Origin of the sequence: Candidatus Nitrosopumilus sp. (assembly GCF_040878665.1) — an archaeon.
Lineage (GTDB): Archaea > Thermoproteota > Nitrososphaeria > Nitrososphaerales > Nitrosopumilaceae > Nitrosopumilus.
This window is the reverse complement of the sequence record NZ_JBBDLU010000009.1, coordinates 49,197-75,293: the sequence shown is the minus strand read 5'-3', so window position 1 is coordinate 75,293 and position 26,097 is coordinate 49,197. Positions and strand designations below refer to the sequence as shown.

26 protein-coding genes are annotated in these 26,097 nt (G+C 33.3%); 12 read left to right on the top strand and 14 right to left on the bottom strand.

Going from position 1 to position 26,097, the window contains the following annotated elements:
* Nucleotides 1-12: 12 nt before the first annotated feature.
* Complete coding sequence (locus tag WDZ98_RS09995) at nt 13-144, top strand: hypothetical protein (protein ID WP_368057808.1); 132 nt, start codon at nt 13-15, stop codon at nt 142-144.
* Between the two features lie 87 nt (nt 145-231).
* Here the strand turns inward: WDZ98_RS09995 and WDZ98_RS09990 are convergent, their stop codons facing one another.
* The 3 genes from WDZ98_RS09990 to WDZ98_RS09980 form a co-directional block, all read right to left on the bottom strand.
* A complete protein-coding gene (locus WDZ98_RS09990; protein ID WP_368057810.1) occupies nt 232-1,122 on the bottom strand; it encodes a transcription initiation factor IIB family protein in 891 nt (296 codons plus the stop codon).
* A 23-nt stretch (nt 1,123-1,145) separates the two neighbouring features.
* A complete protein-coding gene (locus tag WDZ98_RS09985; protein WP_368057812.1) occupies nt 1,146-2,003 on the bottom strand; it encodes a hypothetical protein in 858 nt (285 codons plus the stop codon).
* 609 nt (nt 2,004-2,612) lie between these two features.
* Nucleotides 2,613-2,756, bottom strand: coding sequence for a hypothetical protein (locus tag WDZ98_RS09980; protein WP_368057814.1), 144 nt, complete (start codon nt 2,754-2,756; stop codon nt 2,613-2,615).
* A 174-nt stretch (nt 2,757-2,930) separates the two neighbouring features.
* On the opposite strand from WDZ98_RS09980, the gene WDZ98_RS09975 reads away from it, so the two are divergent.
* A complete protein-coding gene (locus WDZ98_RS09975; RefSeq protein ID WP_368057816.1) occupies nt 2,931-3,614 on the top strand; it encodes a class I SAM-dependent methyltransferase in 684 nt (227 codons plus the stop codon).
* On the opposite strand, the gene WDZ98_RS09970 is transcribed toward WDZ98_RS09975, so the two are convergent.
* Complete coding sequence (locus WDZ98_RS09970; RefSeq protein ID WP_368057818.1) at nt 3,582-4,019, bottom strand: hypothetical protein; 438 nt, start codon at nt 4,017-4,019, stop codon at nt 3,582-3,584. The genes WDZ98_RS09975 and WDZ98_RS09970 overlap by 33 nt on opposite strands.
* Before the next feature lie 24 nt (nt 4,020-4,043).
* Nucleotides 4,044-4,730 (bottom strand): hypothetical protein, encoded by a 687-nt coding sequence (locus WDZ98_RS09965; protein ID WP_368057820.1) that lies wholly within the window; start codon nt 4,728-4,730, stop codon nt 4,044-4,046.
* 172 nt (nt 4,731-4,902) lie between these two features.
* On the opposite strand from WDZ98_RS09965, the gene WDZ98_RS09960 reads away from it, so the two are divergent.
* Nucleotides 4,903-5,190 carry a hypothetical protein gene (locus WDZ98_RS09960; protein WP_368057822.1) on the top strand — a complete coding sequence of 96 codons (288 nt, stop codon included), beginning with the start codon at nt 4,903-4,905 and terminating at the stop codon, nt 5,188-5,190.
* A gap of 404 nt (nt 5,191-5,594) precedes the next feature.
* Here WDZ98_RS09960 and WDZ98_RS09955 read toward each other — a convergent pair whose 3' ends face one another.
* The gene (locus WDZ98_RS09955) at nt 5,595-5,738 is read right to left on the bottom strand and encodes a hypothetical protein (protein ID WP_368057824.1); all 144 of its coding nucleotides are present in this window, start codon (nt 5,736-5,738) and stop codon (nt 5,595-5,597) included.
* A 410-nt stretch (nt 5,739-6,148) separates the two neighbouring features.
* Here WDZ98_RS09955 and WDZ98_RS09950 point away from each other — a divergent pair, with 410 nt between their 5' ends.
* Nucleotides 6,149-6,295 carry a hypothetical protein gene (locus tag WDZ98_RS09950; RefSeq protein ID WP_368057826.1) on the top strand — a complete coding sequence of 49 codons (147 nt, stop codon included), beginning with the start codon at nt 6,149-6,151 and terminating at the stop codon, nt 6,293-6,295.
* Between the two features lie 284 nt (nt 6,296-6,579).
* Complete coding sequence (locus WDZ98_RS09945) at nt 6,580-6,777, top strand: hypothetical protein (protein WP_368057828.1); 198 nt, start codon at nt 6,580-6,582, stop codon at nt 6,775-6,777.
* Nucleotides 6,778-7,264: 487 nt separating this feature from the next.
* Here the strand turns inward: WDZ98_RS09945 and WDZ98_RS09940 are convergent, their stop codons facing one another.
* Nucleotides 7,265-9,640: a hypothetical protein gene (locus tag WDZ98_RS09940; RefSeq protein ID WP_368057830.1), complete on the bottom strand. Its 2,376-nt coding sequence runs from the start codon at nt 9,638-9,640 to the stop codon at nt 7,265-7,267.
* A gap of 168 nt (nt 9,641-9,808) precedes the next feature.
* On the opposite strand from WDZ98_RS09940, the gene WDZ98_RS09935 reads away from it, so the two are divergent.
* The 7 genes from WDZ98_RS09935 (at nt 9,809) to WDZ98_RS09905 (ending at nt 17,069) form a co-directional block, all read left to right on the top strand.
* Complete coding sequence (locus WDZ98_RS09935; RefSeq protein ID WP_368057832.1) at nt 9,809-10,651, top strand: plastocyanin/azurin family copper-binding protein; 843 nt, start codon at nt 9,809-9,811, stop codon at nt 10,649-10,651.
* A 276-nt stretch (nt 10,652-10,927) separates the two neighbouring features.
* The gene (locus WDZ98_RS09930; protein WP_368057834.1) at nt 10,928-11,185 is read left to right on the top strand and encodes a hypothetical protein; all 258 of its coding nucleotides are present in this window, start codon (nt 10,928-10,930) and stop codon (nt 11,183-11,185) included.
* A gap of 535 nt (nt 11,186-11,720) precedes the next feature.
* Nucleotides 11,721-11,990 (top strand): aspartyl/glutamyl-tRNA amidotransferase subunit C, encoded by a 270-nt coding sequence (locus tag WDZ98_RS09925; protein ID WP_368057838.1) that lies wholly within the window; start codon nt 11,721-11,723, stop codon nt 11,988-11,990.
* Nucleotides 11,987-13,432 (top strand): Asp-tRNA(Asn)/Glu-tRNA(Gln) amidotransferase subunit GatA, encoded by a 1,446-nt coding sequence (gatA, locus tag WDZ98_RS09920; RefSeq protein ID WP_368057840.1) that lies wholly within the window; start codon nt 11,987-11,989, stop codon nt 13,430-13,432. The genes WDZ98_RS09925 and gatA overlap by 4 nt, the downstream gene beginning before the upstream one ends.
* Nucleotides 13,429-14,835, top strand: a complete 1,407-nt coding sequence (gene gatB, locus WDZ98_RS09915) for an Asp-tRNA(Asn)/Glu-tRNA(Gln) amidotransferase subunit GatB (protein ID WP_368057842.1) — start codon at nt 13,429-13,431, stop codon at nt 14,833-14,835. The genes gatA and gatB overlap by 4 nt, the downstream gene beginning before the upstream one ends.
* On the top strand, nt 14,835-15,098 hold the full coding sequence (locus WDZ98_RS09910) for a hypothetical protein (protein ID WP_368057844.1): 264 nt from the start codon (nt 14,835-14,837) through the stop codon (nt 15,096-15,098). Before gatB ends, WDZ98_RS09910 begins: the two co-directional genes overlap by 1 nt.
* A 36-nt stretch (nt 15,099-15,134) precedes the next feature.
* Entirely contained in the window at nt 15,135-17,069 is a 1,935-nt protein-coding gene (locus tag WDZ98_RS09905) for an AMP-binding protein (RefSeq protein WP_368057846.1), read from the top strand.
* Here the strand turns inward: WDZ98_RS09905 and WDZ98_RS09900 are convergent.
* From WDZ98_RS09900 to WDZ98_RS09870, 7 genes are all read right to left on the bottom strand, one after another.
* On the bottom strand, nt 17,059-18,177 hold the full coding sequence (locus WDZ98_RS09900) for a sensor histidine kinase (protein ID WP_368057848.1): 1,119 nt from the start codon (nt 18,175-18,177) through the stop codon (nt 17,059-17,061). The two genes, WDZ98_RS09905 and WDZ98_RS09900, sit on opposite strands and share 11 nt — an antisense overlap.
* 12 nt (nt 18,178-18,189) lie before the next feature.
* Nucleotides 18,190-18,606: a response regulator gene (locus WDZ98_RS09895; protein WP_368057850.1), complete on the bottom strand. Its 417-nt coding sequence runs from the start codon at nt 18,604-18,606 to the stop codon at nt 18,190-18,192.
* Complete coding sequence (locus tag WDZ98_RS09890) at nt 18,603-19,562, bottom strand: TrmB family transcriptional regulator (protein ID WP_368057852.1); 960 nt, start codon at nt 19,560-19,562, stop codon at nt 18,603-18,605. Before WDZ98_RS09890 ends, WDZ98_RS09895 begins: the two co-directional genes overlap by 4 nt.
* A gap of 75 nt (nt 19,563-19,637) precedes the next feature.
* The gene (locus WDZ98_RS09885) at nt 19,638-20,333 is read right to left on the bottom strand and encodes an A24 family peptidase C-terminal domain-containing protein (protein ID WP_368057854.1); all 696 of its coding nucleotides are present in this window, start codon (nt 20,331-20,333) and stop codon (nt 19,638-19,640) included.
* 77 nt (nt 20,334-20,410) lie between these two features.
* Complete coding sequence (locus WDZ98_RS09880) at nt 20,411-22,951, bottom strand: hypothetical protein (protein ID WP_368057856.1); 2,541 nt, start codon at nt 22,949-22,951, stop codon at nt 20,411-20,413.
* A gap of 95 nt (nt 22,952-23,046) precedes the next feature.
* Nucleotides 23,047-24,492: a type II secretion system F family protein gene (locus tag WDZ98_RS09875; protein WP_368057858.1), complete on the bottom strand. Its 1,446-nt coding sequence runs from the start codon at nt 24,490-24,492 to the stop codon at nt 23,047-23,049.
* Nucleotides 24,493-24,494: 2 nt separating this feature from the next.
* Complete coding sequence (locus WDZ98_RS09870; protein WP_368057860.1) at nt 24,495-26,030, bottom strand: type II/IV secretion system ATPase subunit; 1,536 nt, start codon at nt 26,028-26,030, stop codon at nt 24,495-24,497.
* Nucleotides 26,031-26,097 lie beyond the last annotated feature (67 nt).

Genomic DNA, 26,097 nt, shown 5'->3' with positions numbered 1-26,097 from the left:
TTTTAGGCATAGATGTCAGGAAAAACCATAGAAATTATAGAAGAGTTTGACCCCAAGAAAAAATACAACATTCCTGTCAGAAAGCAGATTGCAAAAATAATCTTGATTTGCACAGAAAATCTAAGAGAACAAGGCAATTTCTGAAAAAGACAGGATATCCCAGCAATTCTTTGGGATGGATTGCAAGGAAACGGATTTTTTAAAACAATTTGCAAGTTTTGAATATTTGTGTTATAGTACAGTCCTGAGACCCTTGCACCTATTTCTTATTGTCACTTCAGTAATTCCTGCCGCATCGGCAATGTCTTTTTGAGTTCGATTCTCATCCAAATCTATACTTGCAAGATATAATGCAGATGCTGCTAGTCCCATAGGGTGTTTTCCAGCAAGGGCGTTTTGTTTTTCTGCCTTTTTTAGAATTTCTACGGCATGGCGTTTTGTTTTCTCTGATAGTTCGGCATTACTTGCAATTTTTGCAACACATAAAACAGAATCAACAACAGGTATTTTCAGTTCTAATTCTTTGAAGATTAATCTATAGTTTGCAGTAAGTTCTTTTCTTTTTATTCCAATTGATGATGCAATTTCTTGCAATGTACGTGGGGTCTCAGATTCACGACATGCAGCATAAAGAGCAGCTGCAATAAGGGCAGAAATAGAGCGTCCTTTGATCAGTTTTTTCTCCAAAGCTTTTCTATAGATGTAGGATGCTTTTTCTACAACTGCATCAGGCAAGGACAGCTTTTCTTTTAATTTTAAAAGTTCTGATAGTGCTTGCTGGAGATTTCGCTCATCATTGTTTTTCATATGGCTTCTATTATCCCATCTTCGAAGGCGTTTCAAGGAAGATTTCATTGAAGCAGATAATGGATTTCCAGAAGAGTCTTTGTCAAAGGGATTAATCATAGTGTTTAGACCACGATCATGTCGTGTCAAGGTTGCCTTGTCACCAGTATGAGACTTGCGTGTAGTAGAATTTGTAAATGTCCTCTCAGGTCCACTGTCATTTACTTTTTCCTCTAACACCACACCACATTTGGAACAGAGTACTTCCTGAGATACTATATCTGTGATAACGGTGTTTTTTCCACATCTGGGGCACCGTGTTTCTTGCAAACTCATAATAAAATCAAAAACATTTTGTATTAGTTTCCTGCAGCTCTCTTTAGTTTTTCAGACATTGTGATTAGACTGCTTTCAAATATTTTGGGGTTTGCAATGTAAAAATCCGCATAAAAATAACCGTCATCTTCAAGCCCTTTTGTATCAATTCCCTTGTTATGCAAAAGAGTGACTGTCTTGTGTTTTTCTTCCGCATCTGCAAATCTTCTCTGTCTGATGGGTTTTAGATCATTTTTTACAAGAGAATAGCCATAGTGATCAAAGGTTTTCTCAATTTTTTCCATGTCAAAAATCCTCAAAACAGAGAATGCAAATACGGGGCCTTTCTCTGAGAATTCTAAATCAGACTGTTGTTTTTTAATTAACTCAAAAAGATTTGAGAATGCCTTGTACCCAATATATCCAACGCAGCCAGTTGCAATTATCATATCTGATCGTGGCATATCTTTGATTGGTATGCTCTCAGATTCCAAATTGACACATATTCCTTTTTTGCAAAGCCCTGTGTTTTCAGAGAATTTGAGTGCAGGCTCAGACACGTCTATTTGATAAAAATCAAGTGTGTCATCATATGGAATATTTTCAAAGATTTGTTTTGATTCTTTGATTGTAGGCTCTTGTTCTAAAAAGAAATCATCCAATTCAGACATTTTCAAATCATATTTCATTAGCGCAGAATTGATTCCATAAGAGCTTCCAATGTCTATAATGTTAATTTTTTTTGAAATTTTTTTGTAAATTTGTTTTGCAATAGAAAGATACAGTGGCTTTGTTTTATCAGGAATGCGATAGTCCAACCTCTTCATTTCTTTTAGATATGCATTTGGAAATTGCTGCGTGTAAATGTTTGTAAATTTTCTTTTTACTGCCAGCTCTTCCATGTTGGCAAAATGTTATCATGCCACCTGTTATAAAACCATCGATAAGGTAACAATACCGTATTTACCCTAAATGACATTGTCAGGGAAATTATTTAAAAATCATAGATTTGGAGAAAGAGAAAATGACTTTGATTACAGAAAAATACTCAAACTTGCAAATTTACGGACTATTTGGATTGTTCTTGACTAATGCTGTGTGGACATTTTATGCTATAACCTTGTGAAACTAGTCCCAAATGTAAGCGATACTCTTGGTTACTTGTATGAGATAATTCCTATGTTTGGAGTTTATGTTGGAATCCCACTGATTGCTTCATTGTTAATTTCGTATAGAATGCATACTCGTAGCATGTTAGTCAAGTCAAACTATGTTGTTGTATTATTAATTGGATTTTTGACGAGTTTGATATTTATGATATCGGATTATCTCTTATTGTAAAAAATGAAACCACTGCCGAGATGGAGCAGCAGATAGTTGTATTAAGTGAAAAAAAGGTGACAGTGGATATTGAACATTTGCTTGGAAACTAAAATTAAAGATGCAAAACATCAAAAGAATTAATCAATAACGGAATAACCCATAGTATGATACTGCTATGAAAGTATTTTTCAATAGCCTTCTTCATTTGGATCTAGTTCGGCATCAACTTTTTCAAATGTCATATCCCTTCTTTGACAGGATTCACATTTTTCCATAATGCCAAATTCATTCCTGTATTGACCTTTCCCATCACATCTAAAACAGACCAACATGTTCTAATGGGGTTGGATATGACTTAAGGTTTTGAGAATTTAATAAAATCCCTAATAAAGATTAGAAATTAATTGTTAGTAACAGTACCATCTAATTGTTTCATACTTAAAATCAGGATTTGGATGAGGTCATTAACTCACAAACTACTTTAAATAAAAAATTCAACAAATCTCATGATCAAAGAAAACCCCAAAGCTCTTGTTCCAATATTTTTCAATAATACGTCTAATTCGTATGATAGAATAGTAAATTGTACTACTTTGGGAAAAGATAGTTTTTGGAAACATAAAATTCTAGAGCAATTATCGACTGAAAGAACTGTATTGGATCTTGCGTGTGGTACAGGTATTCTCACAAAACAAATTGTAGAAAAGCTTCCACATTCAGAAATTATGGGTGTAGATATTACTAAAAACTATCTTGAAAAAGCAAAAGAAAAATTGATTTCATACCCAAATGTCTCTTTTGTAAATCAGGATGCGGAGAAACTTAATCTAGGGAAAAAGTTTGATTGCATTACTGCATCGTATCTACCAAAATATTGCATAGCTGATGTTCTGGTCAAAAATTGCCTCGAACACCTTAATGTGGGTGGAAAAATAATTTTACATGATTTTACATATCCAACGAATAAATTAATACGAAAAATGTGGAATTTTTACTTTAAATTACTCTATTTGGCAGGATTTTTTATTCCAAATTGGAAAAATGTCTTTGTTGATTTACCTCATCTAATACGAACCACAAATTGGGTAAAAGAATACGAAGACGTTATGAAAGATTATGGGATGAAAATATCCAAGCAAGTTCTGACATGTGGCTCTTCAACTATTATTGTAGGAATCAAGACTGTCTAGTCTTATTTCTTCTAATATAGTAAACCAAACTATTCCATTATGAGTTATTTCATACTCTCTTGATACTTTATTCTCATCAGGATTGCGATTCAAGGATATGATATTTCTGACAACGTTAATGCCATTTACATTAAGAATGGTTCCAACACCACGTTTTTTCTTTAAAAGATCGGCCATGATAAATTCAGGTAAAACAGTAGAGTCAAATTTTACGTTAGCTTTTATCACAGGTAATTCATTTGCAGTAATTGAGACCTTTCTCACAAATTGGTTAGGGGCTACAGTATTCTGTTCTATTACTTTTAGTTTAATACTACAGTCAAGGATCTCCCCAAGAACAGTAACCACCTGACCTACGGGCGCATCTAATATTTTATTTAACAAATCTTCAGAAGATATATTCACACAGTATTACCTTGTTTTAATGAATTAAAGATATCTTAAAGCAAAAAAGAGAACTGTACCAAATATTACACCAGAACTTACAATCTTGAGAATTACTTCACTTTTGTAATATGTTTCATAATTTGCATTTTGTTGTTTTAGAACTTTATACTTTCTAGATGTTACTATCAAGATATAACTTGCAAGACCCGCAATTGCAGAAAATATTATTGTTTCAACAGATATGGAATTAGATTGGATTGCAGCGCCTGCAAAAACAGGTAAAATTCCCCAAGATATGACAAATGATACATTGTTGTGAAATTTACCACGAAATAATTCTAGATTATATGCAAAAAGAAAAAATCCCTCAATTAGTCCTATTGGAAATAATAACCAAGAATCCAAAAATGCGTAATACAATCCTATAGAAAAAGCTATGATTAAGGAAATTATTGACGCTAACCAAAGCTTTGAGTGTGATATGTCTCCCCAAGGTTTTTTCTTACTTCCCAATGCATCAAGACAATGTGCAGATATTCCTATAGCAAAAAAATAGAGCAAACAAATGGATACTAGTCTATCCAGACTAAATTCTACTGAAAGAGAGCCCCATATGGTAAAGGATACTACCATTCCAGTGTAAGGTAAAAATAAAATTCCTATTGACAATCTAAAATTTCGAGAACCGAATTTTGGAACAAACCATTCCGATAATCTGTCCCCTTGCATTATTTTTTAATAACAACGTTACATTAAATGATTTAAACAAAAACCCTGTGGAAATTGGAATAAATCTGAAAAGATTTTACGTGAATTTCCAAAAATAACTTGATGTTGTTATAGTTGTATGTTGTCTCTTGTCCATCAAAAATAATTTAATCATGTATGTCCATATCATTTTATGTCTATTAAACGTCCAATGCCAAAACCAGGAATCCCTACACTGAAAAAACCCTCGATATCAAAACAAAAACGCCTTACAAAAAGAACTTCATCTGTAGTGGAAAAAAAAATTCTTAATAATCCTAAACAAATTGTCCAGAAAAAAACTAAGAAATCTGTTTTGGGTACTTGTTATCTGAACAAAAATTGTAATGCTGTACTTTCAAGACATGTTTCAAAAATCCAATGTAAGAGTGAAGGTGGGAAAAGCTGGAAAAAAACAGGAGGCCCATGTGAAAATATTTGATCCTTTTTAATCTAATTTCTTAAGATACTGTAAAGTTGTCAGTTGATCATGAATAGAGTTTACGAGTCATCAATTACAGATTTGACAGCCAGTTTGTGAGTGATTTTATGACGTTTTGTCGTAAAGATTAATTTAGTATTTGAGATATTGTCATAACCTGTTAAGAGATAGGTGGTGGATACTGTTTTATCGACAATCAGTAAAAATGGTATGCCCCACATTTAGGACAAGGTTTTTTCTTCTCATCTGGAAGAGTAATTTCTAAAGGAGTTTGACAATCTAGACATGATTCTGTTGCATTTGTTGACATGAGTTTTTTGATATGCTGTGAACTTGAGCGTATTGAAGTTTAGAAGTCATTATTATCTTGATACATTTTTCTTGAATTTTTCTTTATTGTCTTACTATCTTTCTCTAATTGATTTTTTTAATTCCTCAAAGGATTTCGAATATTCCTTTCGTATTAGATTTTCAGGTTTTGTTTTATTGTTCTTATTCTTTTGTTCTAATTTTTTCTTTGTTTTGGATTTGTTTGATGTTTTACTCATATCGAATGTGATACTGTGTTAATTTAAGGATTTAGAGTATAGAATCAACTGATACATGGGAAGTTGTATTAAATCAATGAGATACACTCTCTAGTTTTACCCAAAAACGGTTCAAGGCTATGCAGATTTGAATCTAAAATATGGTTTTTAGACACAAACGAAAAAGTCTATCTTTTTTCAATTTTTAATCTACTGATGATGACACAAGAATGTAAAATATATGATATCAAAAAAATAGACAGGTGTTATTTTATTCCAGATACCACAATCAAGCCATTATGGAAAAATTTTCTTTATGCAAATACTGTAATTGAAAATATCTATCATTTGATTTCAACTACGATTATATTTTTGGAAAAACATGGGTGTTATTTAGTAATGCTTAATTCGATATACTCTTTCTATATGTCATGATCGATGTAAAAGATTTGAAAGTGTGCTCTAACTGTGGAACCGTGTATTATGAAAAATTTTCCAGAGGATTATGTCCTAATTGTCACACCAACAACTATGAGCAGGTATCAGCTGACAACGGCGTAGGAAATTTAGATAGATAAAATTAGTCAATTCAAAATCCTGTATTTGATCTTTATAATGTATACCTAATATACAGAGTAGACTCTATAATAAATATGAAATATTGCCATGATTGTCTAACTCCCATAAATCGATACAACAAAGAAGAATATTGTGCATCTTGTTTATGTGATAGAAATACTAGGGAAATCCCAAAAAATAAAACATAAAGTTAATCTACCTCAAAAACTTCTAACTGTTTTACATTGACAATAATTCTTGCAGGTAGATATATCTTGAAAAATATCTTGATGAAAATAACGAGTTGAATTTTGCTCAACCCTATGACAACAATGGCATGATTATTGATGATCTTCAGAGAATTTATGATTGGTGTGATTATATTGGTGAGAAACCTGTTGGTATTTTAGCTGGAGTAACCAAACTCATCATATTGATTACAAACAATGTGAATGGTATGGATGTGATGACGGTGAGATTAACTTTCGTGGTGTTTGCATGACTCCTGAAGCAAAAGAAAAAGCACAGTCTGTTGGAAAATTAGAAAATGAAAACTATTGATAATCTTATTTGTCTTGGTTGGTGTAATTTTTGGAATTTTTCTTATTACGAACCCTAACACAATTCTACATTTGATGTATTCTGATAGATATATGTTTGATACATCTATCTTTTAGAAATCTGTAAATTCCTGCACTAATTGCGAGAATGGATGTGTTCTGAAATTTCTTGTAATGTTAAAAATTTAAGAACATTCAGATAAAATTTTGTAGTAATCGAATAATACTTGGTTTGTTAATTAGTTTTTTAACTATGTCTAAAATCTCAAAATTTTTCCTAATATATTCAATCTCTGAATTGGATGGCAGATGCAATTAACCTTGTTTTAGAATAGATCTTCAAACAGTAATGGTTGGTCTGCAAATAATGCAGTGAATCCAACTGTCATTTTATCTATCAACAAAGCAAACAAAATTGTTTTTGTCGTTCTAACTTGTATTTTCTAAAACGATTTGTTTTTTCCAATTTAATGCAACACCTAATGCCACAAGATAGATCAAAATTCCTATACTCAATGCGTATGATGCACCATGCAGTATTCCCACCACTACTGTAAGCACCGCACCAAGTACTGAAAATGCACCGTTGATAGCCCACATCCAAGGAATGTATGTGGGCAAGTTTGATTTTAGCACGCGCATTCCTGTGGGCAGTGGCATTCCCATCAAAAATCCAATAGGTGCCAGCATTGCAATACTCACTGCAACCTTTACCATAAACTCCTCTGAGATTACAGAATGTATCAAGAGGGGCAGCATCATTACATAAAAGAATCCAATTCCGACAATTCCCAATATTGCAAACGTTAGATTTCGAATTCCAACTTTCATGAACTTTGTACTTGCAAGACTTCCAAAACCGCTAGACAGTAGCATTGTAAAAAGCAAAATTGCAAAAGTCATTGTAGGATTTCCCAAAAGCAGGATTAGTTTTTGTAGCAATGCCAGTTCTATGAGAATAAATCCAGCGCCAAGTGCTGCAAAATACAATACAATGCCTGATACCCTAATGGATGAGGATTTTTCTGCATCCTTTCGCAGCCATACAAAAGGAATCACAAGAAACGAGATTGCAATGACAATAGAGACATACAACAATGTTTCCAGAATCTTTGGAATTGGTTTTTCAAATGACAAAAAGAATGGACTATCATCAGTCACAGGATGTATCTTGGTTGGAAATTGCTCATTGAATTTTTCCATCGGAATATTGTCACGCAACAATGATGGATATGGTTCCAACATTACTCTATCTGGTATCAAAATTGACTTGTAGCCATTTCTTTCAAATGAGTCTGCCAAAAAAGATATCTCAGATTCGGTAAAAGGCTCCTTTGAAAGTATAGACATTGTGACACTTGGATCCTGTACTGCGGATTCTGATGATACAGTGATGATGTGTCTGTGTATGTCGTCTCTGCTAATATTGTTATTTTCTAATAGTTGCGTAAATGTTGTTACAAACCTTGGAGCATCAATGAGCCATCGTACAGCTACAATCTTTCCACCCTCTTCTAGATGGTCATAATATTCCTGAAATCCTTCCACGGTGTAGAGAAAATTTTCAGATACTCCTAAACCGCCAGAAGAGACTGATGCCCAGGTATCAACAAACGGTATGTAAATGATGTCAAATTTCTCAGTAGAACTTGAGACAAAGCTTCTGCCCTCATCAACGTTAGAGTTCACATACTCATGATCATAAAGATTTCCTGCCCTCTCACCGTAGCTTCTTACTGTTTGAAAGATTATTGGATTTATCTCCACTGTGGTAACATCGGTGCTTCCACTTGCTATTGCAGCAACTACATCTCGTCCCCCTCCTGAACCGATAATCAAAATCTTTGGATCATCTTTCATTGTAAATGGAATGTACTGCATCCATGAAGAAAGATCTTTTCTGCTTTCTGGATTGCCGTCCCAAGATATTATGTTGGTTCCTGCCCCACCATCGATGAAAATTTTTGCCACCAACCCTTCTTCTGCACATTGCGATGGGTTTCTCAGATCCAGTGCAGGAATACAATTCCCTGAGATTCCCTCCACCACGTCAATTCTGGAAAAGGAATTCCATTGTGTGTTGACTATCTGTGAGCCTGGATTCTCCCTTAAGAAAATTGGAAGATCCTTGTTTGCAGTAGGATCCGTTTGAATTGAAAATGCCTGTGTACTTGAATTGACGGCTAGCAGCGATATGGCAAATACAACAAATGCCAGACTGATTATGGTTTTTTTCTTGCTTTTAGTTATAATTGAAAAAATCGTGGCACATATGGCTGCAATTACACCCACTAGGAGTGTTGTTCCCTCCCCACCAATCAATGACAAAAACAGTACTACTAGTATTGCACCAACAGATGCTCCAATAAGATCCGATGCATAGAGTCTTCCTGCAGTTTGGGCAAACGCACTAAATGCTGCAGATATGACTACTCCTACAAAAAAGAATGGAATTGCAAACAGGAACATGAATAATGGAAGATACGTCACCTGTGACGCAAGAGAATGCATAATGAAAAGCGTTATTGGAAGTACAATGCAGATCCCAATTGATGATGCGATAGTAATGTCTGCAGCCCAGTTTTCCTTGATTTTCTTTAATCTATAATGAACCAAAAGCCCTGATGAACCCAACCCCACCAAAGCCACTGAAACTGCAACAAATGCAAAGTGATACCATATTGCTGCAGAGAAGATTCTTGTAATTGCAATCTCCAATACCAATCCCGCAAGTGCGGTAAGAAAGATTCCTACAAAGAGTAGTCTTTTGTCAATCAGGGAAGGTGATAATCCTAATTTAGACAAATTGTTTGTGGTCTTTTTAGTTCATATATTATTCTTTAAGCCAACTTAGTTCCAGTCTATTGGGATTTGAACGATATAGAACTGTATGAAATTTACCATGGTGGATCTGTGAGTTTGATACAAAAGATTCGAAGCACTTTTCAATGATAGAATAAGCAGTATGACAAGATGCAGTTACAAAGTTATGCAAAAATTGGCATTTGTGTAGGTATTGGAGTAGCTGTAATTTTTACAGTGATAGGTATAGTTGGTGCAAGCAATAATCTTCAGGAAAACTGGCTCCTCTTGACAATAAACAAGGACAAACTGATGGAGAAGATGAAAGTGCTTCCCTCTGTAATGCTATTTGCAGAAAAATATCCTGATCACTACTATCAAGAGAATCTCAATAGACATAATACTCAACTTGAAATGTATGCGCATGATTTTGATACTGGAAATAGACTACGATTGAACATTAACTATGATATTTGGAATGAAAGATTTGAAGAATATGTCAGATGCGATATTGAGGATAACAAATACAGAAAGAGTTTAGGTGCTACTGGGGAATTTACAGGTGGTTTCCAAGTTGAGATGCTATTACAAGAAGGACGTGCAGAAGACCAATACGCATATGACTTTATCAAATATACCAACTGCTTAGAAATGGGTTCTGATGATGTATCACAAGAGCCTCAGATAGTTGCACCAGAATACGGAGACATTCCAACTTTTACCATATCAGTTCCGCAAGGAAGCTCAGTTCCGGGCTGTGAAGAAATTGCACATTGCTTTGAGCCTGAAGAAATTACAATCAAGGTTGGTGAAATTATAGAGTGGAAAAATTATGATGATGCAATGCATACAATAACTTCTGGCAATCCGGAAGATGGTCCCACATCACTATTTGATTCAGGACTGGCAGAGCCTGATGCAACATATGCGTTAAAATTTAACAGCGCTGGAACATTTGATTACTTTTGCATGGTGCATCCTTGGCAGACTGGATCAATTACTGTAGTGGAATAATCATCTTGGGATTTTTGTCTAGTGTTAGAAAATGAAAACTAGATTTCTAATTCCAATCATAATTATTGTTATTTTATTTGTTGGATTTTCTGTTCTTAATTTAATGTTGTACAAAACATGGGGGTAACAATGAACATTACTATGTTCCTTTTAATGGCATGGAGATAGTTTGTGATGTACATCTGTTTCAGAATCCATCGAATTGTCATCCAATTAATGAAAAAGGAGAAATTGTAAAATGGCCTGAAAACTACCCTCGTCTGGGAAAATAAGAAAATGAAAACTGGTCTGAAACTAATTCTCATCGGAATTATTTTCTTTTCTTACTGGACAATTACAACTTATGTACGAATAATCACCATTGAAACTATGACTCTGGAACAACATTCAGAAGATGTTTCTATGATGAAACCTCTTGCATATCCATGGTGGTGGTTTGTAATTTTAATTAGAAATTATGTTGGTATGGCAAGCTTTGTTCTCATTGTCGTAGGGATTGTAAAGGCGTATTTGGTTTGGAGATTTGAAAAATGAAAACTAGACTATTGATAATCAGAAAAAGTTTTTGACTGTACTTCATTGTTAGAAATAGCCATAAACACATGATTAAGATTAAATACAAATTTTGTATATGACAAGTATGACAAGCAAGCACGACTATTTCAAAGCAGATTGCTCAAAGAATGAACCTGAAATACTTGTTGCACATTCAAACGGAGAGCAATTTTACAGGTGCAAAAATTGCAATTACTTTGGCACCATAGAGTCATTTACAAAGCCTTTTCATACTTTTGAAATATTACAACAGCATTAATCATTAATCATTAATCATAAAATGAAATTAATTCTGTTGTTATAATTGGCAGACCTGCAACAAGTTGAGAGTTTCCCAATTACTGATAAACCTGCCAAAACCGGGAATCATTAGCATTATATCAAAGAAATTGATTTCTAAATTATGATAAAAATGACGCAATTTTATGATTTTTACGCACGAAATGCCCAACTAGTAACAAAAACAGGTAGCAAAGTGCGAGATGTCGATAGGCTAACACCATAGGTGCATTGAATGGTTACTAAAGAAGAAATTGAACATGTTTCAAAATTAATGAAAATCGAGATTACAGATCATAAAGAATATGTCGACAAGGTCCAAAAAATCTTGGACTATTTTGACGTTTTAGATTCTGCCGGTGTGGAATCAGAAGAAATCTCAATGCATGAAATTTCAATTACAAATCTTCGAGAAGACAAATACATTCCATTTAATGATAAACTAATTGAGAAATTAAATCACTATAAAGGGACATATGTTCGCGCACCAAAGATGTCTTCATGAATCTAAAAATATCTGCGCTTGATTTTATTCAAGAAGTAAAAACTGGAAATATTTCTGCTGAGGATTTTGTTGCAAAAACAATGGAGCAAATCAAAACTATGGATGACAAATTACATGCATTTTTATCTGTAAATGAAAAGGCAATTGATCAAGCAAGAGAGGTTGATAAAAAAATAAAATCTGGTCGAGATGTTGGTGCTTGTTTTGGAATGCCGATTTCTATCAAAGATAATATCTGTATCAAGGATTCAAAGACTACATGTGCATCAAAAATGCTAGAAAATTTCATAGCTCCATATGATGCAACTGTGATTGCAAAATTAAAACAGCAAGATGCAGTATTTGTAGGCAAAGTCAACATGGATGAATTTGCCATGGGGCTTAGTACTGAGTTTAGTGCATTTGGTCCAAGTAAGAATCCGTGGAATACCGAATGCGTACCTGGCGGTTCATCTGGAGGTAGCGCAGTCTCTGTTAGTGCCTTTGAGTGTATTGCTTCACTAGGTTCTGATACCGGTGGATCTGTAAGAAACCCTGCAAGCTTTTGCTCAACCGTGGGGTACAAGCCAACATATGGTTTGATAAGTCGATATGGTCTTATTTCATATGCTAATAGTATTGAACAAATTGGACCACTAACAAGAACTGTAAAAGACACTGCATTTATGTTAAATCTTGTTTCAGGAATTGATCCTAATGATAACACTACAATTGATAACAAAAATACTGACTATCTTTCAGATATAGAAACAGGTATCGAAGGCAAGAAAATAGGAATAATCAAAGAAATGATTGGTGATGGAATTGATTCATCTGTTTTATCTGCAACAAAAGACGCCATCTCAAAATTAGAAAGCCTTGGTGCAGTCTGTGAAGAAATTTCACTTGAAATGGTGAAATATTCAGTTGCAGCATACTATACAATCACTGCAACTGAAGCAGGTAGCAATCTTGCAAGATATGACAATCTAAGATATGGATACGATTTCCCTCTTGAAGGATATGAATTTAATTCTTACATCTCAAAAGCCAGACGTAATTTTGGTCCTGAAGTTACTAGAAGAATGATCCTTGGTGGATTTGTTCCATCTGCAGGTCATGCAGGGAAATATTTCCTCAAAGCATTAAAAGTTAAAAGTAAACTAACAAAGGAAATCAATAACGCGTTTAAACAGTTTGATCTTTTAATTTCCCCAACTGTCCCAGTATTGCCATTTAAAATTGGAGAAAAAATTGACGATCCTATATCGTTGTTTTTGATTGATATCAATACCGTAACTGCAAATCTTACTGGAAAACCTGCAATTTCAATTCCTTATGCAATTTCAAATGGACTTCCAATTGGAATTCAACTCATGGCAGATTCAATGAATGACAAACTGTTACTTCAAGCTGCATATGCCTTGGAGCAGACTGTCAAATTACCGGAGATATCTATATGACAATGATTGGTTTAGAAATACATTGTCAGTTAACAAATTTGCAAAGTAAACTGTTTTGCTCATGTAAGGCAAATTATCGAGAATTTCAAATCAATGAAAACATTTGCCCAATTTGTATGGGATTGCCTGGAAGCTTACCACGATTAAATCAAGAGGCAGTTAAAAAAGCTACAATGATTGCAATGGCTCTAAACTGTACCACTCCTGAAAAAATTGCGTTTTTTAGGAAAAATTATTTTTATCCTGATTTGCCAAAGAATTTTCAAATCACTCAGCTAAACATCTATGGTGATACAAGTATTGGAGGAACAGGTTCCATAATGATAGGAGATAAAAAAATCAGAATTACTAGAATTCAACTGGAAGAAGATCCTGGAAGGCTAATTTATGAGGGAAGTTCATCTAAAAATCAAATAACTCTGGTTGATTATAATAGAGCAGGCACGCCATTAGTTGAAATTGTCACAGAGCCCGACTTTGAAACTCCAAAAGAAGTAAGAGATTTTCTAAATGTTTTATCTGATTTACTTGCTAATCTTGGAGTTGCGGATCCTAGCTTAGAAGGTGCAATGAGGGCTGATGCTAATGTTTCAATTGAAGGTGGGAAAAAAGTTGAAATAAAAAATATTGGTTCTTTTCATGATTTAGAAAAAGCAGTTCATTTTGAAATCACTAGACAAGAGAGTTTGCATTCTCGTGATATTGAAATTGCTCAAGAGACACGCCATTGGGACGATAAACGAAAAATTACTGTATCTTCACGTTCTAAAGAAGAAGATCTGGATTATAGATATTTCTTAGAAGGCGATATTCCTTGGGTTACCATTGATACAGATATTCAAAACAAACTCAAATCCGAAATGCCTGAAAGTATTATCTCAAAAAAAGAAAGATATGTTTCAAAATATAGTATTCCTGTACAAGTAGCCGATGTGTTATCTTCTGATAAATTTTATTCTGATTTATTTGAAGAGTCTCATACTGAATCAAATGCAAAAGAGGTTGCAAATATAATAACAACAGAATTAATGGGCTTAGTTGATACTAGAGAAAAACGTGAATCTTCCAAACTCACTTTTAGACATTTGAGAGAATTGGCGAATGCTATACAATCTGGAAAAATATCTAGAAATTCATCAAAAAATGCATTACATGCAATTTTAAAAACTGGAAAGGATTTGAATGATATCATTACAGAGTTAGATCTTGGAAATGTTTCAGATGAATCAGAACTATTGGAAATTGTAACTAGTGTGATTTCTGAGGAATCAAAGGCAGTAGATGAAGCAAAATCTAATCCTCAAACAATAAATTATTTGGTAGGTAAAGTTATGCAGAAAACAAAAGGAAAAGCAGATCCTACTCTCACGCTAGATTTATTGAAAAAACAGATTGGTATTTGATGGCTGAACTTTCTTTAGAAGATATCGAGTTTATCAAAATTTTGGCAACCTCTGATGCCACAATTCTCCAAGCCGGCATGAATGATGCTACTAGGCATAAATTAGACGAACAAGTAGGCGTGATTTTAAGAGAATATTACCGTGAAAATACTATGGGCACTAAAACTGAATGGACTGACAAATTACTCCGTGTTGGAATAAATGAAGATGATGGCAAAGCGGCAATCGCATGTGCTCGTAGACTGGGAATTGATATTTCATAAAAAAATCTTTTTACCTCTTTGATTTTTAAATAAACATTGTCTGATTTTGAATTTATACCAACTGAAAAACAGATCCAAGAATCAAATATCTATCAATTTATGCAAAAACATCACATTTTATCATTAGATGAATTGTCACAAAAAGCTAAGGATGATTTAGAATGGTTTTGGAAATCAGTTGATGAAGATATTGGAATCGTTTGGGATGTGCCATATTCAGATGTGTTGGATATGTCAAAAGGAATCGCATGGTCTAAATGGTTTGTAAATGGTAAAACAAACATTTACAAATCATCAGTTGAAAAATTTGCAAAACAAACTCCTCAAAAAATTGCATATCATTTCATATCCGAAGACGGCATTACATCCAAAATATCTTACTCTGAACTTGATTCTAAAGTATCTAAACTTGCAAATGGATTAAAGTCACTTGGAGTACAAAAGGGAGATGTGATTGCAATTTATTTGCCGATGATTGAACAGGCAATTTTGGCAATACTTGCTGCTTCAAAAATTGGTGCAATACAAACTGTAATTTTTTCAGGATATAGCTCAGAGTCATTACACATACGTTTACGAGATTGTAATGCAAAAATTCTTTTCACATCTGATGGATTTCATAGAAAAGGAAAGTCTGTATCTCAAAAAGAATCTGTAGAAATTGCAATAAAAGATACTGCAGTTGAAAAAGTAATTGTAGTTCCATACAAAGGAATTGATGTTTTTGCTGAATCCCAAAAAATTGTATATTATGATGACCTTGTTTCATTACAAAGTGCTGATTGTGATACAGAAATTTTGGATTCTGAAGATCCTTTGTTTATTTTGTATACATCAGGCACAACTGGCAAGCCTAAAGGAGTAATTCACACACATGGTGGTTTTTCTGTTTTTGCTGGTCATCAAGCCGCATATCTTGTAGATATTCATGATTATGATGTGTTGTTTTGGCCTGCTGATATTGGTTGGATTACTGGATTAGTTTGGAATGTGTATGGATTGCTAATCATGGGAGCAAGTGGCGTGATTTATGATGGAGCACTGGATTTTCCAACAACTGATCGACTCTGGAAAATGTTACATGATTATAATGCAAGTATTTTTGGAATCTCTCCAACTGCTGTAAGACTATTTAAAAAAAACAATGTTGAACCATTAAAATTATTTTCACTGGACAAAATAAAAAATATCCCTACTACTGGCGAACCTATTGATGAAGATTCATGGTACTGGTTATATGAAAAAGTTGGCAACAAAAAAATACCTATCATAAATTTATCTGGCGGTACAGAAATTGGTGGAGCTATGCTTTCTGTATTTCCTGGAATGAAACTAAAACCTTCCACTGTTGGAGTTCCTGTACCTGGCATGAGTCTTGATGTATTAGATGATGATGCAAATTCTATTAGAGGAAAAAATGGCTATCTAGTTATAAAATCACCATGGCCTGCAATGACTCGTGGATTATTACATGATGATCAAAGATATATTGAAACATACTGGTCACGATTTGAGAATATTTGGTTTCATGGAGATTATGTGTATGTTGATAAAGATAATCTCTGGTACATGCGTGGAAGAACAGATGATGTCATTAATGTTTCAGGTCATAGAATGAGTACTGCTGAAATTGAGCATGCCGTAATTTCACATGATAAAATTTCTGACGCTGCATCTATTGCAATACCTGATGATATGACGGGTGAATCAATCGTAGTATTTTTTGTACTTTACAATACATCTGATGTTATCTCACAATCTGAAATCTCTGATTACATATCAAAGAAAATTGGTAAACTGGCCAAACCAAAATATCTTTTTCAATTAACAGATCTTCCAAAGACTCGGACAGGAAAAATAATGCGTAGATTACTTAAATTGAAACTATTAGGCATGGAATTAGGGGATTTGTCTTCTTTAGAGAATCCTGCAGTTTTAGAAGAAATTCCACAACTACAAACTAAATGTTGATTTCAGATTTTTTCTCTGAGTTATTTTTAATAGTTATTTTGATTGGTTTTTTTGGAATTTTAAAAAAGAATGTCGTTTGAACATTTTCTTCACTTTCCACCCAAATCTTACCGCCTAATCCTTCTACTATTCCTTTACATATTGCTAACCCTAATCCACTACCACTTCTTTTTCTACTAGCTGAGGTATCTATTTGATAGAATTTTTTGAATATCTCGTTTTGATTAATTAATGATATTCCTGTGCCGTTGTCTTTAACAAAAAATTCAACGTTTACTGGATCTTCTTTTACTCCGATTGTTATTTTTCCTGTATTTTCGGGGACAAAATCAATGGCATTTTTAATTAAATTTGAAAAAACTTGATTAATTCTATCCTTGTCTGTGATGATGTTTGTGTTACCTTTATAATCATGTGTCAAAAGGATCTTCTTTACATCTGCACTTGGTTTGAATTCCTTAATTACGCTGTTTATTAATTCTGAAACACTGACTTGTTCTTCATTGAAATCTAATTTTCCTAAATCTAGTTTTTGTGTCGTAAGGATGTCTCCTACTAGTCTTTGTAGTTTTATTGTTGATGTATAAATTTCATTTACTGCATCTAACTGTTTTTCATTTAATTCTCCTAAAAAATTATCTTTTTGTAACATCTGAACATATCCTAAAATTGGAACCAACGGAGTTTTTAACTCATGAGATACCATGGATGAGAATTCTAGTTTTTTTCTGTCCATATCTTTTAATTTTTGAACATATTCGTTTTGCACCTCTATTGTCCTTTCTACTTTTTCTCCCATACTTTCAAAATTTTCATTTAATTCAAAAATCTCTTTAACATTAGTTTTAATCTGATTTTTATTTGACATTTTATTTGTCTTTGAAAATTCTGTCATGCTTTGAGCGAGTTTTTCTATGGGCTTTGTAATGCTCTTTGAAATGTAAACCGTTCCCAACAACGTGCCTGTGGCTACGAAAACTGAAAATATCAACAAAATCATCCCAGTCGATTGTTCTACAGATGTTAGGAAATTTACTATCCCCATGTAAAATATGATGAAACTTGATACTCCTGATACCAAAAATAATGTGTGTTTAATTGGAAGCATTTGATTGCACTATTACAAGTTTGCAGTGTCAACAAGCTTTGCCAGTAAGACGTCTATGTCAATTGGTTTTAGAATATATGATGTCACACCTCTTTTTACAAGATCATCTAATTCTTCTTGAGTAATTGTTGATGCTGTAAACACAATGATTTTATGATTTTTTAACATGTCATTTTCTTCAAGATCTTTGATTACTGAATAACCATCAAACTCTGGCATGGCTAAATCTAGCAATACCACATCATGCCTATTTTCTTTAACTAACGCCAACCCTTCTTTGCCATCGTTAGCCACCGTACATTTATGCTCTTTTAATTCTAGAAATGTTGTTAACATCTTTGTAATTTGCTCGTTATCGTCGATGATTAAAATTTCCAAACTCTTTATCTCTTCTTTTTGTTTGCTTTTTACCTTGTCGGTTTTACTCAATTTCTACCCCTCGTGTTTTCTAGTACTTGAAAATGTTCTTGAAGATAGTTTAGAATTCTCTTTTCTTGTTCTATTTCTCTTAGTCTATGCTCATATGTGATTTCGGAGCCTAGCAAAGATTCAGCGTCTGTTTCATTAATATGATGTGATTTTTTCCACATCAAACTAAACAATGATCTTAATGTTGTTACAAATGCTTTAGAATCAGTCCACACTGCTAACATCTCCTTTACTTTGTTATCGCTGATGAAGAAAATTACCTCGCTGTCATCTTTGATAATGAAACAAAAATCTTCTCTATTTTTGTCTTCGATTTTTTTGACTTTTTTAGGTAGAATGCTTTCAAAAATATGTTGTTTGTCACTTGAATGATCAGTTAAAATTCTGAGTTCGGATTTTGTATTGTTTAGTAATTCTGTAAATTCAGTGAAATAAAATCTCTTAAAATCTGCTTCTGTTCCTAAAACTAAGATGTTCTCTTTTGATTCTTTTATCATCTGTTCTAATTTTACTAGTATTGAATTTCTTCCTTGCAGTGATTGGAATTTATTATCTTGTGATTCATCTTCACTTTCTCCGTATTTTGGTATGATGTTCCACAATTTGATTAGACTGCTTTTCCCTAACTCTAACTCGTTAATTCTATTTTTCTCATTATTGATTAGAATCTCCAGTGATTCTTCCAATCCTACGGCATTGAATTTTGTAGGTTTGCCAAATACTGAAAAAATTATTCCTTTTTGTTGCAATGTTGACAACAAATGATACGTTTCGGTTCTTGGGATTTTTAATGCCTTTGATATTTCTGAAGCAGTCTTTACCCCAATTTTACTCAAAAATAAATACACTTTGGCCTGATTTGGAGTCAAATCATATCTGACAAGCATACGATTGAGTTCGTGAATAGGATTCTCTGTTTGAAACATTCCTTCTTCAACTGTTTCAGTTATTGTCATTGAATCTGTTCTATTGAATTATGACATAAGCGGGTGTATGTTATTGCATGTTACAGATCGAACTTGTGTTTGAAATTACGTGCCTAGAAATTTGGTCAGTATGATATCTCCAAAGAATAACTGGATCACAAATCCTCCTGTTATCAATAAGAGATATGGAATTCCTGGTGTAATCCATGTGTTTGGGGTGGTGCAAAATTCTTGATTTTCTGCATGGTGTATTGTTAAATCTATCTTCTTTTTACCGTTCTCTGTTTTTTCTATTGCAAATCCGAATTTTGGGTTTTTAGATCTATATCCCATGAATGCTGCAACAATTTTTTTAATGGTACTCTCATCAAATCCTTCAAAAATATTCTCTCCTTTGCTCTGGGATATCACATTTCTAGTGATGTTGATCAAAAATGGAATGACAAACAATATTGCTGCATTGGACAGAGTAGTAAATGGTGTTACTGGGTTTTCAGTGAATGTTGCCATTGGGGCAATTACTGCTAATGCTATTAGAGCAAATGCGTCTGCCCCACCAAACAACCCAATTCTCCATATTAAGATCACAAATGGCGCAATAATTAATGCAAATCCCATCATCAGTATATTTGGAATTATTTCTGAACTTAGAAACACCAGTAAGAATCCAATTATTCCAAAACCAATCCAATAATAATCATGAATCTCTCTTTTCCATACGTCGATTATTGATCCTAGGATTAACATGATTAATCCTAGCCCAATACCGACAATGTGATAATTTGTTAATGATTCAATCATGCTACATCTATCACAATCAACATTTCAACTTTGTTTGAATAATTACATTCATCTTGTTCATTTTATAATTAATGTAATTAACGATTTCGTATGTCGGAAATTCTTTCTTTTATCTCTTCAAATTTATCTCCGATTGGAATTCTATCTGTAATTAAATCTAATTTATCCATACGCTTTAAGAAAAATAGCGTCCCTCCTACTGCAACAGGAATTATGATCAACATTAAAGTCATCATATCTAGTTCAAATCCAGTTGATTCCTCTACAATTACTTCTTCTACAACTGGAATGTTTAGTATGGTGGCAGTTTTAGTTAAGGTTGATGAACTAAGTCCGTTTCCTGATACTTTGGCAGTTATTGAAACAGTATCTTTATCATTTGCAACAATATTTAGCGTTGCTATGCCTTCACTATTGGTCACTTCTTCTATGGATTTCACTTCTCCTCCTTCAGTAATCCACTCAACTTGAAATCCTGCCAATGATGTTTGAATTTCGGGTATTTTTACTGACAATTTTGCTTCAATTCTTTCATTCCAATTCATTGTACCTAAAAGATCTAGTGAAAGTATGGGGCTTATGTCTACCACATTGATTTCATATTTTGATAATGCAAAATCTTCAGAAAGTAACGCAAGCTCAATTTTACCTTCATTTGTAGTTTCTAATTCAAATGTTACAAAATATTCTCCATTTTTGATAGTTAGCTCTTGAGGAACTTGTAAAACTCTCTCATCATTTGAAACTAATTTTATTTGAATATCTTTTTTTGCATAAACTGGATTTCCAGCTGAATCTAACAGTTGGATTGTTGCTAAAGTATTAGCATTTGCCAAAATATTTTTTGGAAATGCAAGATACACTTCTGCTGGATCGGTTGTATGACTGACAATATTTGTGACTCCATCAAACCCCCCCATCTGATATGATATCGTTGTTGTTCCAACTTCATTTGACATCATATCCATTATTGCGTATGGTTGATTTCTTTTAATAATCAAGGAATTTACATCTACAGAATCATTTGCTGAAAAAGTAAGTATCCCATCTTCAATAAAATAAGTTACTCCTAGTCTTGGATCTCCTTCCTCTCCTTCGTCTGTATTTACAACCTCTTCTCCTTCCCCCTCTCCAGATTCATCTAGATAGGCTAGTGCTGGAAACTGATTTTCTGCTAAAATCATCGGTACAAGTGGTTCTACTCTAAGAGAAATCCCATCTCTAATTGGACCAATTGCATTCCCTGTAATTGTTTTGACACCTTCATTATCAGTAATGTAAAAAGTTATTGAGTCATCTGATGCGATGGTTCCAGTTTTTCCATAAACAATCACTGCATTTTGACCTTTTTTCATTATTGGATTAATCGGGTTTACTGTATCTGATTCAGATGAAGAAAAATTCACTTCATGATCATTTTTTGCTTGAACCGGTACTGTAACTGTAACTAATTCCCTGCCTGTAGTTCCTTGAAGACTTGTTCCTGTTTGTCTTGAAACTTCTATATCTGTTTCATAATATGTTACTGCTATAATCTCTTCATTTCCTGTAGTGAGAAATGGTAAAACATCTGTAAATGATGGACCTTCTCCCTCCAGTGCTCCTATTTCATCATGAGTAATTTTGAATGAATCCCCCCCTGTCAAAATATTGTTTGCTGAAATATACATGCTATATTCTTGTTCAAACGACTCTGTAAATTCACCAATGTTGGGTCTAGGGGTAAATTTTGTAAATGTTGAATATTTACCTTTTTCAATTGTTAATTGAGTTTTATCAAAAGTCACTTCTTCAAAATTATGACTAGTGTTAACTGAAACATTTGGATTCTCAACTTTTAATTTAAAATTAATGTCTTCTTCAGCTATGACTGGAATTCCATCAGAATCTAATAATTGAATGATGGCAAATCCAGTGTTTACACTAAAACTGTTAAAGTTTTTTGGAAAAACAGATAATTGTAATTTCAGTGGAGTTGAAGCTTCAAGTATATTTACTATGTTACTGATTTTTTTCATACCATTAGTTTCTGCAAATATAATTGCATCTCCAGATCCTATGATTTCGAATTCTGTTATTACATAATAATTACCAGCAGAAATTATGACATCTGAATCTTTTAGTTTTATCACATCTTTATTTGGTGTGTCTAGATGTATCATAATGTCATCTGATGCAAGTGTGGGTAATCCCCCAGTTGTAGCTATCTCCAAAGCAATATGTCCATATCTTGGTCCATCAATTGGAAATTCTTCAGGTGTTGTTTTCATCAATAATTGCGTCGGATGATTGTTATTGTTGAATACTTGTAACGTTATCTCTTTTGATGAAAAGCCCGGAGCTGCTAATACTATATTTGTTATTCCAGGTTTCTTTGCTTTAATTATGATATCCTTTGTGAATCCATTCCCATCTTCCTCCACAGATAAAATTTGAATAATTGAATTGTCTGAGCTTATTACCTTTAGATTTTCAATTTCTTTTGGAACCATCATTTCATTAGATGTGACAAAAATCTGTAATGTCCCTTCTGTGTTTTCTAATAATTTTTCAGGATGTAACTGATATCCAAACTCTGATGTAGTTTGAGCGTTTGCTGGTATAACAAACATGCTCAAAACAATACTGCATAAAAGAAAATATGATTTCAATTTGAAATATGTTTAAAGATTTTTGTTATATTGAACAGTATGAAACATTACAATACATACAGTTATCCGAATATTGCCGAGACACTGAAAATTTTCATTTGAATGATAAGTATGGCTCCAATTGATATGCCTACTAAAAATATTGAATACATGAATCCTCCTGAATAGGATCCTGTAGTAATTTTTCCTAAAAATAATCCTGAAATCCATGATTGGACTAGTATTGCTATTCCTAATAACTCAAATCTTGATTTTGCTTCAAATTCTAGGGCAGCTCTTTTCACATCGTCTTTTTCAAGCTGTGCTCCTAAACTTGTTAGGGATTCTATGACAAGTAATGTCGTAAATCCTGTAATGGCAATTAACATAAAACCTACCATGACATATGGCTTTAATTTGTCTCTCTTTGTTTTTTCAATATTGTGCATTTTTTCTGCGACTCCTGCCAATGTGTTAAGAGTATTCACATTACCTCCTCCTGCAGAAATGATTTCAAATAAAACCTTGAAATTAATTAGAATTTGGAAACTAGATACTTCTTTTTTAATGAACCCAAAAATGTCATCTAGTGTCATACCCCATTCCAATTTATTTGCAATTCCGTTTGCAACTTTATTGAATAATCCATAATCTTTTCTTTTGGTTGTTCTGATGACGCATTTTTCTGGTCCTAGTCCTGCTTTTCGTGCTTCTGCTACATCTCTCATAATTTGTGCTGTGCCTGATTCTGCATCCAATGAAAATTGATATTTATTTTTAAAATTTATTGCTGGCCAAATTGCAGATATTATCAAGGCTATTCCTAAAACATACAAATTGTAATCTGGAAGTATGCTCAACGGATTTAATGCAGCAGCTGCCAATATTCCTGGGAGTCCAAATGTCAAAATTTTCTTCCAATCTAACTCCTTTACTTTTGACTTGTTTAACTTGTGTGCAATAAACAAAAAGAAAGTTGACACTAGTGGTGGCATTATGATTACCATGTATAGCGGATCAATGTCGTTAGGACCAGGTGCTGTTCCTACTCCATCAGTAGATGTTGCAGTAATAATGATGTAAACTGCCAATACTACCACTTGCATAGTCATGTAAGTTTCTATTACAGTTTCAACTTTTTTTGCAAGTTCTCCCTGTTGAGATTCATATATTTCAAATGCTGAATTCATTTTTGTTGTAAGATAATTGACTACGTCTCCTCCGCTTTGAATAGCTGAAACCCATCCATTTAGAAAATCCCCGAAACTTGATCCTCTTTCATTGGTTTCAGACATTACTATTAGTGGGTCCTTTCCTAGAATGTCAATTCTTTTTAAAATCTTCATTGATTCTAGTCTAACATTTGGTAATAAATCCAAATCTTTAATTTTTAAAAATATTGTATATGGACCAAATCCACTTGTTGCCAGTAATGTAACTATTGTGATAAAAAATGGTAATTCTGAATCTATCTTTTTGTTAGATTTTTTCTTCTTGTCATTTCCTTCAATTTTTTTTAAAAATGACAATTCTATACACCATATTCAATTTTCTTTATGAGTGTTTGAGGATCTCTATAGTATTTGCCTATGATTTCTGCAACTTTATCATATGCTCTCTCTCCTCTTTGAACTAACCATTGTAAAATTATTTTTCTTCTTTCAAATTCTTCTAAAATTTCATCCATGCTTTTTCCTGTTTGAGTTGAAATCCTACCTAGCATTTCACTGTCTTCTAATTGAGGAATGAAATAATCTGATTTTGGATCCCATTTGAATGCATTGTGAAATGAATCTGATGTCTTGATTTCTTGAACTGATATTGCTCTTCTAGTACTTTTCCCGTCCTGACCTTTGACTCTTCTAATTACAATTGCACAATTCATCAATGCCATATATGATGCAGGAATGTCCATTGGCTTTTGTTGCAATCTTTTACTTGCAGATTCTAAACTGTCTGCATGCATAGTACACAATCCTCCGTGGCCTGTTGCCATTGCTTGAAACATCACATATGCTTCTGACCCTCTGATTTCACCTACTACGATATAATCAGGTCTGTGTCTTACACCTGATTTAATCAAATCATACAATCCAATTTCTCCTTCTCCATCATTTCCAAATCCTACTCTGGACACTAAACTAAACCAGTTTTCATGTTTGATGTTAATTTCTGCTACGTCTTCGACTGAGAATATTTTATAATCAGGATTAACTAAACCCGTAATTGCATTTAGGATGGTTGTTTTTCCACTTCCTGTAGAACCTATTACCATGATAGACATCTTTTCTTCCATCAACATCCACAGATATGCTGCAATATCCACACTAATTGTTCCAAATAAAATTAAATCGACTACTGAATATGGGTCCTGTTTGAATTTTCTTATAGTAAAACTAGTTCCCTTTGGAGTAACTTCTTTTTGATATAAAACAGAAATTCTATGGTTGCCTTGCAATGCTAAATCTGAAATTGGATGTGCTGAACTGATGTGTTTTCCTGCTCTAAATACTATTCTTGATACAAACGAGTTTAATTTTTCATCTTCAAAGGTAACATTACATGGAATACTGTCGTATTTTCTATGCCATACATAAACCGGTGTGAGAATTCCGCTGCAACTGACGTCTTCTATGTTTGGATCGTTCATTATTGGATCAATATTTCCAAATCCGTCAATATCTCTTTCAAGATAATATTTGACCTTTTCAATACTTGCTAGAGGTTGCTCTTCAAATAATTTTTTATTTTCTTTAAGGATTTTGTTTACAAATGACATGAATCCGAAATCTTTTTCAATATTTTCTGGTGAATCAAGATTTTCCTCTATTAGTCGATAAAGCTGATTATACACAATTTGTTCTGCCTGATTTAATTTAATTTCATCAACTTGATATGATATACTTCCTGTTTCTTGGTCTTGAAGAATATTTGCATAACTAAATGGTGGTTTTAGAGGATATTTTTCTAATAATACGGACCCTTTTGGGGTTTCGTTGTTTAACTCTGATAGAAATTCACTTTTTAAAAATGTCTCTAGCCCTTGCTCTTCATTCTTTTTCCCCATTTTATAACAAAGTTATTCTTGGTTTTTTGGTTATATCGAACAGTATGAAACATTACAATACACACAA